This is a genomic window from Vibrio phycocola (genome assembly GCF_053850235.1).
In genome coordinates, this window is the sequence record NZ_JBSQDJ010000001.1 from 157,831 (window position 1) to 174,980 (window position 17,150).

Sequence of the window (17,150 nt, forward strand, 5' to 3'; positions counted from 1 at the left end):
TTTAGAACGGATGCTTCAGTTTACTGATTCTGAAATGGCTCATATAAAAAGCCGATGTAGCCAAGCGATGATCGATGCGATTATCGCGAAAAACCAAACAGTGATTGAGACAGATACACTCGTTCCTCCCGATGCTCGAGCAACGTGGAATCATTACTTTTTTTGCCCTGAACATGGTGTTAGGTTGGAATGGGATCGTCACAATCAGACAGAGCATCGTTGCCCGGTTGATGGAAAGATATTTACTGGCGAACCGTATGATGGTGCTTGGTGGCGTTGGCTTAACGGGCTCAATGCAAGAGCGTGTAATGACTTAGGGTTATTATGGCATTTAACCGGAAGCGATGTTTATCTGGAGAAAGTGAAATCGATTCTATTAGGTTATGCCGATGTGTATCCAGAGTATGAAGAGCATGGTGGGATTCCCTATAATAACCCGGGAAAAGCCAATTCTCAGACATTGTGTGAAGCGAATTGCCATATTGATTTTGCTCGAGGCTACGATTTTATAAAGCAAAGCCTTTCGAATAATGAACAAATGCATATTGAACAGAATCTACTCCGCGAAGGTGCTGAATTCATGATGCAGTATCGCACACCTCAAATTCATAATCATGAAATGAAAATTGGTTCGACCATCGGTGTGATAGGGCTGCTACTCGATGATAGGGAGTTAATCGACTTTGCGGTGGAAGCGAAGTATGGATTGCGTTACCAGATGGATCACGGCCTCGTTGGTGAAGGCATGTGGTTTGAAGGCTCGGTGCATTATCACTACTATGCGCTTCAAGCGTTAATGGGTTTTGAGTTAATGGCTCGTAAAACGCAATATTCGTTAAAATCGCACGCCAATTTCCACACGTTTCTCGCTTATCCACTGAAGTTGATTATGCTAGATGGGCATTTCCCACTAATCAACGATTGCGTGGCTGGGCAGGAAGTCTTTACTAATGCAGATTTGTTTGAATATGCGTACGCTGAGTTCAATGACCCAATATTTGGTCGTGCTCTAAAAAGTATTTACAACAACATCAGTCGCGATAATCTTGACGCTTTGTTATACGGGGTCGAAAAAATACCGGCTGAACTAACACCATTAACGGTTGAGCACTTACATGCTCCGGTGGCGGGATTGACGAAAATCGTCGATGTTTCCAATCAGAATATGCTGTTGCTGAAGCACGCTCCGTTTGGTGGTGAGCATGATCACTATGATCGATTAGGCTTAATTTTGTTTCGCCACGGCCATCAATTGCTGCCAGACCTTGGAACCTGCGGCTATGGCGCAGAACTGCATTATGGCTATTATAAAAACTCTGTAACTCACAATACGTTGGCGGTGAATCAACAGAATCAGCCACCAGCAAATCCCAAAGTGCTTAGCTATCAACAAAGCGACGACTGGGTATTACTCGATACTTTAGTCGATTGGAGTGAGCCCTATCCGGGTGTTGATAGTCATACTATTGTGCAATGGAGTGATGAAGCTTATCGAGACGTGAAATTTCGCCGTACGATATTTTGGCAAAATGATGTGATGATTCAAGTCGATCACGTTGATAATCCTCATCGGGCCGAACTTGATCTAGTGTGGCATTTTCGAGCAAAACATCACCGGTGTACTGCACATAACAAAATTGACAATGTGTTCACCGAAGGCCCGCTTAGCTACCTGAGTGACGGTTATTCTCGTTCAATTCTAGGGGTGGTTCGCGAGCAATTTCAAGTTGCAAACGAAGTCAAACCGTACCAGTGTTTTATTTCTGCTAACGGAAGTCTGTTGTTTGGAGAGGGGCCGGATAATCCAGCGACTCAAAACCTAGCGTATATGCTATGCCGAAGCAGTGACAGTATTCTACGTTCTGTCGTTGTGCATGATTTGACCAATCAAAGCACAATTGACAAAGTATCGGTGGAATGGAACCAAGATAATGTTACCTTGATGCTAGAAGGTGGGAAAGTTAAGCGAGAATTGAAATTGATGTTTGAAGAGTCGGGCTGTTCTGTATGGAACTAACCTCGAAGCCGATGTTGGCAGTAGATTGTCGAAATACGCTCGGTGAAGGTGTGGTATGGAGTGAAGCTCGAAATAGTGTCTTCTGGACGGATATAGAAGGGCGACAACTTTGGGAGTATTCACCTCAATCCGGTGTTTCCAAATCCCGTGCAATGCCAGCACGTTTATGTGCTTTTATGTTCAGAGATAAGAACACGTTACTGGCGGCATTTGATAAGTACGTGGCGTTATATTCACTTAATGATTCTAAGGTAACCCATTTATTCGACTTTGAGCCGAATAATCCACATAGCCGCCTGAATGATGGCAAGCTCGACCCCTACGGTAACTTTGTTGTAGGCGGTATTAATGAGTCCAATGATGATGCCTTTTGCTCATCTGTGATAAAAGTGGGCCCTGATTTTAATGTGACAACATTGCTGACCAATGTAGCGTGCAGCAATAGTATTTGTTTTTCGCCAGATGGTAAGACGATGTATTTTGCAGATACACCAAAGAAGCAAATTTTGGCCTATCCATACTCTTCAGATAGCACACAGCTTTCCAATCCTCGCTGCGTTTATCACGGAGAGGGTGATCTTTCATTTCCCGATGGAGCGACAGTCGATGAGCAAGGGTTCCTATGGTGTGCGATTTGGGGAGGAGGAGCAGTAATTCGCATTGACCCTATATCCGGTCAAATAGACACAAGAATCGACCTCCCAGTTAAGAATCCCACATGTGTCGCATTTGGTGGGGTGACAATGAATACATTGTTTATTACGTCTTCGACGCTACAGATGAGCGACGAGGAACAATTGGCAATGCCACACTCAGGTGGTTTATTCTTGGTCGATGTTGGTCTTTTAGGGTGATTGAACTTTGCTCATTGGAATAAAAAGAGCGGTCAATTTTATGTATTCCGTGATCCTACATCGGACATTGTTTTTCTAGATTAGCTATTTTTAATGGGTAAAGAGTACTATTTTTTGAAGTGTTGATTAGGTATCTATAGAGAATCGATACAAATTTCATATCTTATTTATTTTTGCATTAAGCCATCAAATGGAGAGTTATATGGTTAAAAAAATTGGAGTACTTACAAGTGGTGGTGATGCGCCTGGTATGAATGCTGCTGTTCGTGCAGTGGTACGTGAAGGGCAACACCAAGGACTAGAAGTGTACGGTGTGTTTGATGGTTATGCTGGCTTGCATCAAAATAAGATCAAAAAACTAGAGCGCCAATCGGTATCGGATGTGATCAATCGTGGTGGTACATTTTTAGGTTCGGCACGTTTTCCTGAATTCAAAGAAGAGAGCGTGAGAGCTGAAGCTATCGAAAATCTCAAAAAGCATGGGATAGAAGCGCTCGTTGTGATTGGCGGTGATGGCTCCTATATGGGGGCATCTAAATTGACAGAGATGGGTTACCCCTGCATTGGTATCCCAGGAACCATCGATAACGACATTCCAGGAACAACGTATACCATTGGTTATGATACTTCTCTAAACACTGTGGTTGAAGCTATCGATCGCTTGAGAGATACATCCGCGTCTCATAAACGGATATCTCTTGTTGAAATTATGGGGCGCTATTGTGGTGACCTGACATTGCGAGCGGCCGTAGCTGGCGGTGTCGAATTTGTTGTGGTCCCAGAACAGGTATACGATGAAGCAGAAATTATTAATCGTATACAAGCAGGTATCGATAAAGGTAAAAAGCATGCTTTGGTAGCGGTGTGCGAACATGTTACTGATATCGAAGCGTTAGCCCGTAATATAGAAGCCAACACCGGGCATGAAACTCGCGCGACGATTCTAGGTCATATACAACGTGGTGGTAAACCAACAGCACGAGATAGAATTATTGCCAGTCGTATGGGATCGTACGCGGTTAAACTGTTGATTGAAGGACATGGGGGACGTTGTGTTGGAATGATGAATTCTCAAATGGTGCATCATGACATTATTGATTGTATTTCCACAATGAAACGACCATTTAATCAAGAGTTGTATGATCTTTCAAACTCACTGTTTTAATGGTCGCCAAATAGCCGTATACAACATGTACAAGTAGCCATGTTGTATCAGGATAAAAGAACTATTAAATATTTGATGTCACTCACAAAAAGATGGCCAGTTTATAGGGGTCATCTTTTTTTATTCTAAGCGATGCAAATCAAGTTCTCGTCATCGTCTCCTAGTTAGTCGACATTTCATCAAGCCTATTCAATTCACCCTCGCATTATTTACAAGTAGAACCTAATATTAAAGTAAGATTATTGTTCTATATTGTATTTGTTATAGTTTGAGTGTTAATTGATAAATTAGTTAATATTCATGCTCTGACACGTTGTTATTGACTCACTCTCGGGGAATGAATCGGTTGCTAAATGAGATGTTGAAAAATAACTTTTTTCGTAGCATTCGAATGAAGGTCGTTATTTTATATTCCGTCCTAACAGTCTTATTTACGACGGCTCTGTTATTTACGCTTTATGTAAATGAGAAGGATCGCGTCTTGAATTTGGCATTAGACAGTTCTGCTGAAATCTCACGCTTGCATGCGACGTTACTGAGCCATGAATTTACACAGTATGTTGCAATGCTGAAGATGGTAAGTGAAGAGCCTAGAATTAAAGAAGGTGATGTTGATCATATCCTCGAAGACGTAAAAAGACTTGTGACATTGGGAGATGGTGATTTTATCAATGCTGTTTATCTTGATAGTGACTTCAACTTATATGATGCGAAGGGCAATGTTTCAAAAGTAGCGAACTCTGCGATTTTAAGAGCAAAAGATTGGGAAGGAAGGGAGTACAATATAACATCACCTTTTGAAAGTCGTATTGAGAGCGGGTTGATCATTATGGTGGCTGTCCCTATTCGCGATTATTCAGGAATGTGGAAGGGGTCATTGGCTGTTGCATTGGATGTTCACCGTTTGATTGAACGAGTCTCTTCGATTAAATTGAAAAATGGAAGTTATGCGTGGTTAGCCAATGGGAATGGGGATGTCATTTTGCATCCAAATCCGAAAGTTATTATGAAAGCGAACATAGCCAAGGCAGCACAATCTGGTTTTTTAGGGTTTGAAGAAACGTTAGAAAAGGTAAAAACCCAAGATCATGGCTATGGTCGCTTTAGAGATACAAATATTAATGAAAATAAAGTCATTACTTTTTCTAAAGTCGATGAGATTCCGGGGTGGGTTTTGTTTGTGACGACGATAGAGAGTGAAATTTTCAGCGATATCTACGCAATCGTATACAACGTATTCCTCGTATCAAATATATTGATGCTTGTATTTATGTATCTACTCAGCAAATTCGCGAAAAAAATTACAGAGCCGATTGCGAGGTTGACATACGAAGTAAGAGTTTCTGCCGTAAGTAGCAACCAATCGATTACTGTGATTGATTCGAATGACGAAATAGGGCTATTATCACGCGCGTTTTCTCAAAGCCTAAGAAAAATTCGTCAACATACCAGTCAGTTAGAATCACTGGTGTCTGAAAGAACGAAAGAAATTGAGGCTAAGAACCTCACTCTTGCTACTCAAAATAAAAAGCTTGAGGAACTTGCTTCGAAAGATCCTTTGACACAACTCTATAACCGACGCGCTTTCTACGTTTTTTTAGAAAAAGAGATCGCTAGAGTGAATCGTCACGGCGGTAATGTGTGTTTGGTGATGATTGATTTAGACCACTTTAAACTCATTAACGACAATCATGGTCATGATGTCGGGGATGAAGTGTTGTGCAGTATCGCTGATTGTATTTCAATGAATTCAAGAAAAGAAAACGTGATATGCCGCTGGGGAGGAGAGGAGTTTGTCGTATTAATTCCTGAAGCAAACCTTGAGGCTGGAATGATGTACCTTGAAGGCTTGCTGAAGAAAGTAAACACATTGAAAGTAAGAGAAAAGTATAAAGTGACATTTAGTGCTGGTATTTCTGAGTTTAAATCGAAAGAGCAACCAGAGCTGTGGATAAAACGAGTAGATGAAGCACTGTACCAAGCTAAAGAAGCCGGACGAAATCGAATCGTATCGGCTTAGTTTAGGTTAATAAACGAGTTTGATAGAGCTCTCATTAAATAGAGGGATGCAGCAGAGGTGTTTGTTTTTCACTTATCACTTACTGGTTGCCATGTTGTTTTATCATGTTTAAAGCAACAGCTTCCGCAATTTTAATACCATCAATCCCCGCAGAAAGGATGCCACCCGCATAGCCCGCTCCTTCACCACCAGGATACAAGCCTTTAGTATTAATACTTTGGAAATCCGCTCCACGCTTTATTTGAACAGGTGACGATGTCCGAGTTTCAACACCTGTAAGCATGGCATCTGGTGTCGAAAATCCACGAATTTTCTTATTAAAAGCAGGTAACGCCTCACGAATCGCTTCTATGGCAAAATCGGGAAGACTAGCGCTAAGATCCGTCATATGAACATTAGGTTTGTAGGATGGTTCGATGTCAGCAAAAGGTTTGGCAGTGGAACCCGCCAAAAAGTCTCCTACTCGTTGTGCTGGAGCATCGTAGTTACTTCCGCCCAATATGTAAGCATTGCGCTCAAGTTTACGTTGAAGAGCAATACCTTGAAGTGGGTCATTGTTGAAATCACCCGGTGAAATTCCGACCACAATCGCACTATTGGCATTTCGTTCACTTCGAGAATACTGACTCATTCCATTGGTAACCACTGCTTCTGTTTCTGACGTCGCGGCAACGACCACGCCACCCGGGCACATACAGAAACTGTATACACTGCGCCCGTTTTTACAATGATGGACCAGTTTATAGTCAGCTGCACCTAAAATTGGGTGTCCTGCATTTGTACCAAATCGAGCATTATCAATCATTTCCTGCTTGTGTTCGATACGGAACCCGATAGAAAAAGATTGAGCTTCTAAATGGACGCCTTTGTCATGGAGCATTTGGACCGTATCGCGTGCACTATGCCCAATTGCTAACACTACATGATTAGAGTGGACTATTTCGCCACTTTTTAGCGTCACGCCCGTAATTTGATTTTCTTCGATGTTGAGTTCATCAACTCGAGTTTCAAAGCGAATTTCGCCACCAAGTTCAAGAATTTTGCTGCGCATTCTCTCGACCATAGTAACCAATTTGAACGTGCCGATATGAGGTTTGCTAACATAAATGATTTCAGCTGGCGCACCCGCAGCAACAAATTCCTGTTTGACTTTTAGACCAAGAAAGTTGGGATCTTTGACTTGACTGTATAATTTTCCATCGGAAAACGTTCCAGCACCACCTTCACCAAACTGTACGTTAGATTCAGTATTGAGTTCTGCTTTACGCCAAAAACGAAAAGTGTCTTTAGAGCGTTCATGAACAGATTTACCACGCTCTAAGAGAATGGGTTTAAATCCCATTTGAGCGAGGATCAAAGTTGCAAAAAGACCACATGGGCCCATGCCAATGATTATCGGACGCTCGGTTAGGTCTTTAGGTGCTTGCGCAACATATTTATATTGAGTGTCCGGTGATGCACTTACATTTTGATCATCGTTAAACTGGTCAAGCAAGGCTTTTTCATCTACATCTACTAGTGTGACGTCCAAGGTGTAGATTAAGGTGATGGTATTACGTTTACGCGCATCGTATCCACGCTTGAACACATGTATATCTACCAGTTTCTGTTCATTAATTGCTAATTTTTCCAAGACAAATAGCTTTAATGCATCGTCATTGTGATCGAGTGGAAGTTTGACTTGGTTCAAGCGAATCATGAGGTCACCTTATGGAGTGTTGCGAAAGCGCGTAATTTACTTCATAACCAGAAAAATTGAAAATAATTCGTGGTAAAAAATCTGTTTTGTATTGGTTTTAAAGTAAACAGGTAGCGGATGACAAGGTGTGGGGTGATTAAATAAGTCGATTGCGCACTTGGATAGCAAGTTTATTGGGAATTTAGCCGTGAACCTCTTGGGAAATTCTTCCGATCAAGGTAACATTGCTGCTAACAATCACCAGAACAATCTGGTTAGTGTAATCAGCTAAATTTCACATTTATTACGCCCATTGGGTGTGTGCTCGCAAAAGGCTTTAAAATATGTCAAATACCATTCTTCAGAATATTCCAGTTGGTGAAAAAGTGGGTATCGCTTTTTCTGGTGGACTCGATACCAGTGCAGCGCTGCATTGGATGAAACTTAAAGGTGCCCACCCTTATGCTTACACGGCTAACTTAGGTCAGCCAGATGAAGAAGACTATGATGAGATTCCTCGTAAAGCAATGGAATATGGCGCCGAAAAAGCGCGTTTGATTGACTGCCGTCCTCAGCTAGCGGCTGAAGGTATTGCTGCACTGCAGTCTGGAGCGTTTCATGTCACAACAGCGGGTTCTACCTATTTTAATACCACGCCAATTGGCCGTGCAGTAACTGGTACTATGCTAGTGGCCGCAATGAAAGAAGACGGCGTTAATATTTGGGGTGATGGCAGTACCTTCAAAGGTAATGATATCGAACGTTTTTATCGTTATGGTTTGTTGACCAACCCAGCACTACGCATTTATAAACCATGGTTAGATCAAACGTTTATCGATGAGCTTGGTGGCCGTGCAGAAATGTCTGAATTTATGAATACTCATGGTTTCGGCTATAAAATGTCACTGGAAAAAGCCTATTCTACCGACAGTAATATGTTAGGTGCGACTCATGAAGCGAAAGATTTAGAGTTCCTCGCTACTGGCATGCATATTGTGACTCCAATTATGGGTGTACCATTTTGGAAAGAAGATTGCGTTATCAAATCAGAAGAAGTATCGGTTCGATTTGAAGAAGGCGTTCCAGTTGCATTAAATGGTGTTGAGTACCCTGATCTTGTTGAGCTTATCTTAGAAGCGAACCGTATTGGTGGACGTCATGGTTTAGGCATGAGTGATCAAATCGAAAACCGCATCATTGAAGCAAAAAGTCGTGGTATTTATGAGGCCCCGGGACTGGCCTTACTATTTATTGCTTATGAGCGTCTGTTAACTGGTATTCACAATGAAGATACGATTGAACAATATCGTATGAATGGACTTAAGCTAGGTCGCTTACTGTATCAAGGTCGTTGGTTCGATTCACAAGCATTAATGCTACGTGAAACGGCACAGCGTTGGGTTGCACGTGCGATTACTGGTACGGTAACGTTAGAGCTTCGTCGCGGTAATGATTACTCTATCCTGAATACAGAATCAGCTAATCTTACGTATGCGCCAGAGCATCTAAGTATGGAAAAAGTGGAAGATGCGCCATTCTCTCCATTGGACCGTATTGGACAACTTACTATGCGTAATTTGGATATCGTTGATACTCGTGAGAAGCTCGGCATTTACTCAGATACTGGCCTAGTGTCGTTGCGTGATGGTAAGAGTTTCCTAAGTTTAAACGACGAAGAAAGTAAATAAGATGTTTATTCAATAATTGATTTTATTGAATTGCAATAAATGAAAAATAGGACGATTTTATCGTCCTATTTTTTGTTGGCAGATAAGTACAAATTGCTATTCTGCTTTGATTACATTGTCGACGACATGCGGTTGATGTTTAACTCTAAACCATAGCAGGCTTGCTACAACGCCGACAGATAGCTGTAAAATTCCGAGATTGGTGATTAAGGTGTCCGGATTTAGCGAAACTAATAGCATTCCCAAAGAACCCGCCATCATAGAGCTAAACTGTATTATTGCCACCGCTGAACCCGTATCTTGACTTTGTTGATCGAGCATCAGGTTGGTTCCAGGAACTCGCGTTGTTAATACCATCATGCTTGCCGGTCCAATAATCGCAGCAAAAGCCCATGGAGAAAGGTGACCAATAGTTAAGGTGAATATTCCACACGTTGCGGTGATGCCAAAGCATACTGAAATAATGCTTTGAACCTTAATTTTCTTGGTTAGCCTCATATACATCGATGGGCCGAACGAAGCACACAAGGCATTGAACCCAAAAATATAGCTGAATTCTTGTTCAGTAAAGCCAAAGCCATCAATATAGATATAAGAGCCTGAGGCAAGAAATGCCATCAATGAGATCGGCGGTAGTGTGAAAATAGCCAATAGTGAAAGGAAATTGGGGTTTTTTACGACAACCGTTAATCTGCCCCAAGAGCGAAGAATTGAACCTTCATATTTACTTTCTAATGTTTCGCGATAAAACAAAGAAAATATCATGCTCATTCCACCAAATATGGCTAAAGCGAAAAACATTAAATGCCATGAGCCTAATTTCAATAATAGTGCACCGAAAATAGGGGCAACCATTGGAGCAATGATCACGAGAGACATAATGGTTGCCATGATCTTTTGTCGTTCACGTCCACCGTATAAATCCTTAACGACAGCAGTAGCGACAACGGTAACAGCGCTGCCACCAAAGGCCTGGATAAGACGGTTGATAATCAGCATATCAATCTGATTAGACAGTGCACACCCTAAACTGGCGACTACATAGATTGCCAAACCAGTCATAAGGATAGGTTTACGACCAAATTTTTCGCTTAATGGGCCCCAAAAAAGTAAGCCACATGCATAGGCGACGAAATAAATACTTAGAGTAAGGTTAACCAAAGCTTTGCTAGTGTCTAAGGTTTCGACCATCGACGGCAACGCAGGTAAGTATAAATCGGTTGTAAGTGGTGGAAAGGCACTGATGATGACGAGAAATATTAATGTTCCAGTCTTGCCAAGGAAAGGCTGTTCTACTTTCACATTTGAGCTCCAATTGGGATGTTAAAATAGGTTGAGAGTTATACACCTTAGAGGCGTATGTATTTTCGGATAATATAGGTACACGCTGCTACGATTCAGTATTTAGGTCTAAATCTCGAATTACGGTTCAATCTTAAGATAGGGGGTGCAATGATGTCTACTGTACTCGTGATGCTGTCAATAAGAAAGCGATTGAATGCATTAGAAAGTGATTAAATGAGTAGTGCAATGGAAATTGCTGAAAACGGGTGTATTTTATTTGAACCTCTGTCAGGCTGTTGTTCCATATAAGCGTTTAATGCCACCAAAAGCGGTTTTGTCATTTCCTATAATTGATTGGTTATGTGGTTTTGTGAAGGCGAGGTTATTTCAGAACAAAATAGTGAATATTACGTGATAAGTTCGTGATATCTGTTCGTCATACTGTATTTCTTAATAAAAAATACACACTTGACTAAGATAAAAGGGAGTTTTTCATGACAAACAAGCACTTAATTGCAGTAGGTCTTTTCGGTCTATTTTCTGCAACTGCACAAGCGCAAGACTTAACGGTTACATTAACTAATCTAACCCACAATATTTACTTTACGCCAGTTGTTGCTGGTGCACATGATTCAAGTTTTGAAATTTTTGAAACAACTACTCCCGCAACAGCAGAATTAGAGGTTTTAGCTGAACAGGGTGACATTTCTGGTGTCAGTGGTTTATTAGGTAATGCTGGCGCAGATGTTATTGAAAACCCTGCTGGAGGATTGTTAGCTTCTGGTGAATCAACAACATTTTTATTAAGTAATTCAGTTGGTAATGATTATTTGTCTGTTGCGGCAATGATGTTACCTACTAATGATGCATTCATTGGCTTAGATAGCTGGGAGATTCCATCTGAAGTCGGTACTTATACTGTCTATTTGAATGCTTATGATGCGGGTACAGAAGCTAATGATGAGCTAGCTGACAGTATCCCAGCCTTCCCGGGCGGTGATGCAGGAACTGGAGGTTTTGGTGTCACGGCTGAAATTGGTACGTCTAATATACACATCCATCCTGGTGTCATTGGTGATGATGATGCCTTAGGTGGTATTAGTGATTTAGATAGCAGTGTACATCGCTGGTTAAACCCTGTTGCTAAATTGACCGTTGTGGTTGAATAGGAGGCTTTATGATGAAATTTTCTAAAGTCGCTCTTGTTACCGTTGGTGCGTTAGCGTTAGTGGCATGTGATGATGATGCTGATTCCGATTCACCGGTGGCGACTATTGATACATCGGTTGAATACGAAGTCGTGCTCAAAAATCTAACTAATGGTCAGACTATTTCACCACCGTCATTAGTATTACATGATACGGGATCTTTATTTACCATTGGCGAACCTGCTTCTGAAGCATTAGAGTTATTAGCGGAGGCTGGTGATGCAAGTCTTATCTTAAGCGATACTAGTTTTATTTTAAATTCTGCAAGTGCGAGCGGTGGTATTGCTAATGGTACGTCAACGACGATGACGGTTAGCCACACAGATGCTGTAGAATATTTATCATTTGTTAGTATGTTAGTGAGCAGTAATGATGCTTTCACCGGCGTTAACCAAGTAGACTTAACTGACTTAGAGCTAAATGACTCAGTCACTTATCAAACAGTTGCCTATGATTCGGGTACTGAAGCCAATACGGAAACTGCTGATACAGTGCCTGGAACCGGTGGGGAAGCTTATAATCCTGAGCGTGATGATATTGATATTGTTACTATGCATCCAGGTATTGTGAGTAGCGATGATGGACTTACAACTTCAGCGTTGTCTTACCAACAAAAGTTCGATAACCCTGTTATGTCTGTTACTATCACACGTACCAGATAAACTAATATGACTTATTAATTGTTATTGGTGAGTAACGGTTAATAAGTCTCTTTCTTAGAGAATTGAAAGTGCCAGATAGTATTTTAATCGTAGAAGATGACCAAGATATTGCTGAGCTAATCAAGGTCAATATGCAAGATATTGGCTTGGAAGTCACACATTGCGATAATGGCGAAGATGCGATTAAACAAGCTTTAGAAAATGATTATTCGTTACTAATGCTAGACCTTAATTTACCTGGGTGTAGTGGTCTCGATGTCTGTCGTAAGGTTAGAGAAGCTAAGCAAGAACAAGCTATTTTAATGCTCACCGCTAGAACCTCTGAAATAGATCGTGTATTGGGGCTAGAATTAGGAGCAGACGATTACATGGCAAAGCCCTTCAGCGTGAGAGAGTTACAAGCTCGAGTACATGCATTATTACGCCGAGTACATTTGTTACAAAACAATCAAACCCAAGAGCCAGTAGCAGACAATAGTATCATTTGTCATGGTCAATTGATGATCAATCAACGCTCTCATGAAGTGGTATTGCGTGAGCAGCGTATAGAGCTTACTTCTACAGAATTTGACCTATTGAGTTTTATGGCTCAACATCCAGGCCAAGTTTTTTCTCGTACTCAGTTACTCGATAAAGTATGGGGATATAAACATAGTGGGTATGAACATACAGTAAACTCTCATATCAACCGACTACGCAATAAATTAGCCGCTGGTCAACCCAATTCAAATAACAAGGCGTTCCCTCATATAATTCAAACGGTCTTTGGTGTCGGTTATAAATTTAGTCCGGAAGGCGTCGTTTAATGAGAGTGTCACTTTATCAACGAATGACTCTTGCTTTAGTGCTATTGTTTATCGCTATCACATGTTTGGTTTTTTGGTGGTCTGCTACGTTAGAAAAACACTCTCACCATGAAGCTGAACAACGGCTCCACCTAGAGCTTGCAGAACATCTTGGGCATGATAATCCTCTATTAAAAGAGGGGGTCTATGATAAAAATGCATTAAAGAACCTGTTTCATAGTCTAATGATTCTAGGGCCTAGTTTTGAATTTTATTTTATTTCTCCAAGTGGGCAGCTAGTGAGCTATTCAGCAGAAAAGAGTGCGATAAAACGTCAGCATATCGATGTTGCTCCTCTAGTTGACTTTATTAACCGCAAAAAGCCATTGCCAATTTATGGTGATGATCCTCGTGATCACAATCAACAAAAAATATTCTCTACAGCACCCATTTATAACGGAGAAAACCTACAAGGATATCTATATGTCATTATCGGTGGTCAAGCTTATGACTCCGCTTTTGCTGATGTAGAGCCTGACTTACTTCGCTCGCAATCTTTAATTTTTATCTTAGGTATCGTGGTTTCATTCTTTTTAGTCTCGATTATCTTATTACGTATTTTAACCCACCCTTTAAAGCAATTAACGAATAATATTAGTGCTTTTAAGAAAGCAGGTTTTGAGAAAAATAAAGTGGAATTGCAACAATGGCCAGCGGCAAAGCATAACGAGATTCATGAATTAGGTGAGGCTTTTAATGAAATGGCTGAGCAAATCAATTACCAATTTGTCCAGTTACAATCTATTGATAAAACAAGAAGGGAGATGCTAGCCGATCTTTCCCATGATTTACGAACGCCATTAGCGGCTTTGCAAGGTTATTTAGAAACCATTCAATTACGGGGTGATTCGTTAGAGAAAGAACAACATCAGCGCTTTATTGAAATTGCTTTCAAAAATGCCAATCAACTTAAAAAATTAGTGGATCAAATTTTTGAATTAGCCCATTTAGATGGGGGACAAGTAACATTACAGTTAGAAAGCTTCCCATTAGCTGAATTATTACATGATATTGTGGCTAAGTTTCAGCATCGTTTACAGGATAAACAATTGAAGTTGAGTATTACACCTGAGCAGTGTAATTGTATGGTGTATACAGATATTGGTAAATTAGAGCGCGTGTTGAGCAACTTGATTGATAATGCAATTCGTCATAGCCATCAAGGCGGTTGTATTAATATCGAAGTCAATGAAGATGAAAGTAATAAGTTACACGTAGCGGTGATTGATAATGGTACAGGGATTCATGAGCATGAATTAGCTTATATCTTTGATGCCCGCTATCGAGCGAGTAATGCTCTATCTGATAAAAAAGAACACGGTGGGTTGGGTTTAGCGATCACTCAAAAATTATTACATCTCTTACATTCTGAAATTAATGTAGAGAGTCAAATTGGAAAAGGTACCTCTTTTCATTTTTATTTGAACAGAAGTTAATTCTCTTATTTGTATAAGTATGGCCTTTCATTAGACTTAAGCTCGAAAGGCCAAAATGGTCGGGATTTAATCGCTACCTATAGAAAATCGTCACGACGTGGTGAGAATACATCAAGTAAGATACTGCCGTCTTCTAAAGCAACCGCACCGTGCTCAAATGTTTTAGCTGCAATATAGGCATCGCCTGCTTTTAATACTTTTTTCTCACCATTAATTTCTGCTTCAAAACTTCCTGATACAACGTATCCAATTTGATCATGGATTTCGTGAGTGTGAGGTGCGCCAATCGCGCCTTTATCGAATTCTAGGTGAACCGCCATTAAATCTTTGGTATGGCCAATGATCTTACGTTTGATTCCGCCGCCAAGAACTTCCCATTCGTTTTCATCTATCATAAAAAAAGGGGACATAGCTATCTTCTCCAGTGTTCAGTTTATTAATTATATACAATGACGTCGATTATACGCATTAAGTTATATTATAATACAAAAGTAACACATGATTGTGATGCCGATCAAGAAGGGAATTATGATAGGAATAAAGGAAGAAAAAAAGCGTACCCAAAAGAGTTAGGTACGCCAAAATACTACGGAATTACTGTTCAAAAAAGAACAATGGGTCTAGCTAATTAGAAGTCGACAGACATACCAACAACGAAACCTAACTGGTCTTTGTCTTCGTCATAGACTTCTGCGTATGCATCTACGTTTTTAGTGAAGTTGTAGTTAGCGTTTACGTACGTCCAAGTAACGTCATCGTTAGCATCTTCGTCATAGTTAACTAAGCCAACACCAGCTGCTACTTTAATTTTTTTGCTTATCTTGTATTGTGCAGCAAGATCGATACCTGAAGCATCTTTATTATCATCATCTCTATCACCATAGACATATGATGCACCTAAATATAGGTCTTGAATACCAGTGTACTGGATCTGAGCACCGTACGAAGTTTGATCGTAAGCGTCATTACCGGTTCCACCATCATAATACTCTTGGAAAGAGTATACTGCGCCAATAGTTACATCGTCTGAAACATTAAATTTAGCGAAGATGTCATAGCTAGTTTCATCGCTAGCATCGTCTTTATCAAATCCAGGATCAAAAGAAGAAGCAACATAGAAACCATCACCTTTGTATTGCACTTCTAATACAGATTTTGAACCATCTGCGTCAGAATCATCAGGGTTACCAATGGAATCATTAGTTGTTTTTGCATCTAGATCTTTAGCGATACCAAATCGATCGACAGAATAATCGAAGTCACCATATTGAACAGTTAAGCTATCTTTTTTTACGATAATGTAGTGATCTTTCAATAAGTCTTTAGCGCTGCTTTGTTCTGCACTCCAACCTGCAAATTCAAATGCGTAGTAGCCTGCAACCTCAACGCCATTTTCTAGTTTATAGCCTGCTTTAACTTCTAAATCGACGTTGTCGGTTTTTGGTTCAGTTTTATCGCCGTCATCAACATCACGAATTAATTCAAATGCAACTTCACCAGTAAGGTTAAGGTACATTGCATCATCTTCATAAACTGTTTTTGCTTGAACGCCAGTTGCGAATACAGAAGCAATAGCAACTGACAGTGTTAGAGGAGAAAAAATTGTCTTTTTCATATTAATTAACCTTATTAAGTAACAACAAAAATATTGGATAAAAACTAATTTAAGAACATATTGTATTATTAAATTATCATATGCAGGCCAACCATAACACCATGGTATCGGGTGCGCAAATATCTTTTCTGCTAAATGTGATGTGAGTTAACTGATTGATATATAAGATTTAAATTATAATTTGCCCAATTTTATTGTGATCATAATCAAATAAAATGACGAAATTGAAGATATTGGGATATTAATGAATTGTTATCAGTGTGATATTTGTCACGCAATAGTATTAAATGATAATAATTAACAAATACGTAGATTAATGATATTTATTTCAATTTAGTTAAAAGTATTTTGCGGATATGTGAATTAATGAAAAGGTGATATTGTTAGTGATATAGCACCTTACTTCTTACAGTCGAAAAATTTATGACCCTAGCAGACAATTTGGAGTGTGGTGGGGAAAAAGTCTTAATGTTAGCTATTTCCATTGTTGATTCTCGAAGTGAATCAGTGATATTTAATACGAGCATTCTAATCGCTATTGTATGTTTTATGGTAACTTTTTGTTGCGGAAATAATAAGTGAGGTAATTAGGGGTTATGAATGTTTGACGAAAATTACAGTATTTAAAGTTATTCTCAGGACTAAATATTAGAAGACATTATTGTAAAAAATTAACCC

The 17,150-nt window shown here is 40.1% G+C and carries 13 protein-coding genes; 9 read left to right on the plus strand and 4 right to left on the minus strand.

Translation table 11 applies throughout. From position 1 onward, the window contains the following. Positions 1 to 10: 10 nt before the first annotated feature. From ACWU4D_RS00750 to ACWU4D_RS00765, 4 genes are all read left to right on the plus strand, one after another. Positions 11 to 2,017: a heparinase II/III domain-containing protein gene (locus ACWU4D_RS00750; protein ID WP_456049457.1), complete on the plus strand. Its 2,007-nt coding sequence runs from the start codon at positions 11 to 13 to the stop codon at positions 2,015 to 2,017. Beyond that, complete coding sequence (locus ACWU4D_RS00755) at positions 2,008 to 2,871, plus strand: SMP-30/gluconolactonase/LRE family protein (protein ID WP_456049458.1); 864 nt, start codon at positions 2,008 to 2,010, stop codon at positions 2,869 to 2,871. The genes ACWU4D_RS00750 and ACWU4D_RS00755 overlap by 10 nt, the downstream gene beginning before the upstream one ends. Before the next feature lie 202 nt (positions 2,872 to 3,073). Next, positions 3,074 to 4,036 (plus strand): 6-phosphofructokinase, encoded by a 963-nt coding sequence (gene pfkA / locus ACWU4D_RS00760; protein ID WP_456049459.1) that lies wholly within the window; start codon positions 3,074 to 3,076, stop codon positions 4,034 to 4,036. Between the two features lie 481 nt (positions 4,037 to 4,517). Then, entirely contained in the window at positions 4,518 to 6,056 is a 1,539-nt protein-coding gene (locus ACWU4D_RS00765; RefSeq protein ID WP_456049460.1) for a sensor domain-containing diguanylate cyclase, read from the plus strand. A 79-nt stretch (positions 6,057 to 6,135) separates the two neighbouring features. On the opposite strand, the gene ACWU4D_RS00770 is transcribed toward ACWU4D_RS00765, so the two are convergent. Continuing rightward, entirely contained in the window at positions 6,136 to 7,755 is a 1,620-nt protein-coding gene (locus tag ACWU4D_RS00770; protein WP_456049461.1) for an NAD(P)/FAD-dependent oxidoreductase, read from the minus strand. A 323-nt stretch (positions 7,756 to 8,078) separates the two neighbouring features. Between ACWU4D_RS00770 and argG the strand changes: the two genes are divergently transcribed. Next, positions 8,079 to 9,422 carry an argininosuccinate synthase gene (gene argG, locus ACWU4D_RS00775; protein WP_456049462.1) on the plus strand — a complete coding sequence of 448 codons (1,344 nt, stop codon included), beginning with the start codon at positions 8,079 to 8,081 and terminating at the stop codon, positions 9,420 to 9,422. A 96-nt stretch (positions 9,423 to 9,518) separates the two neighbouring features. Here the strand turns inward: argG and ACWU4D_RS00780 are convergent, their stop codons facing one another. Then, complete coding sequence (locus tag ACWU4D_RS00780) at positions 9,519 to 10,724, minus strand: multidrug effflux MFS transporter (RefSeq protein ID WP_456049463.1); 1,206 nt, start codon at positions 10,722 to 10,724, stop codon at positions 9,519 to 9,521. Between the two features lie 476 nt (positions 10,725 to 11,200). Between ACWU4D_RS00780 and ACWU4D_RS00785 the strand changes: the two genes are divergently transcribed. The 4 genes from ACWU4D_RS00785 (at position 11,201) to ACWU4D_RS00800 (ending at position 14,857) form a co-directional block, all read left to right on the plus strand. Further along, positions 11,201 to 11,875, plus strand: a complete 675-nt coding sequence (locus ACWU4D_RS00785) for a spondin domain-containing protein (protein ID WP_456049464.1) — start codon at positions 11,201 to 11,203, stop codon at positions 11,873 to 11,875. Between the two features lie 8 nt (positions 11,876 to 11,883). Continuing rightward, positions 11,884 to 12,576 (plus strand): spondin domain-containing protein, encoded by a 693-nt coding sequence (locus ACWU4D_RS00790; RefSeq protein WP_456049465.1) that lies wholly within the window; start codon positions 11,884 to 11,886, stop codon positions 12,574 to 12,576. A gap of 68 nt (positions 12,577 to 12,644) precedes the next feature. Beyond that, positions 12,645 to 13,382, plus strand: a complete 738-nt coding sequence (locus ACWU4D_RS00795; protein WP_456049466.1) for a response regulator transcription factor — start codon at positions 12,645 to 12,647, stop codon at positions 13,380 to 13,382. A 23-nt stretch (positions 13,383 to 13,405) separates the two neighbouring features. Continuing rightward, complete coding sequence (locus ACWU4D_RS00800) at positions 13,406 to 14,857, plus strand: sensor histidine kinase (RefSeq protein ID WP_456049467.1); 1,452 nt, start codon at positions 13,406 to 13,408, stop codon at positions 14,855 to 14,857. A 77-nt stretch (positions 14,858 to 14,934) separates the two neighbouring features. Here ACWU4D_RS00800 and ACWU4D_RS00805 read toward each other — a convergent pair whose 3' ends face one another. Both ACWU4D_RS00805 and ACWU4D_RS00810 read right to left on the minus strand, forming a co-directional pair. Further along, a complete protein-coding gene (locus ACWU4D_RS00805) occupies positions 14,935 to 15,267 on the minus strand; it encodes a cupin domain-containing protein (RefSeq protein WP_456049468.1) in 333 nt (110 codons plus the stop codon). Between the two features lie 218 nt (positions 15,268 to 15,485). Continuing rightward, complete coding sequence (locus ACWU4D_RS00810; protein ID WP_456049469.1) at positions 15,486 to 16,472, minus strand: porin; 987 nt, start codon at positions 16,470 to 16,472, stop codon at positions 15,486 to 15,488. Between the last annotated feature and the right edge of the window lie 678 nt (positions 16,473 to 17,150).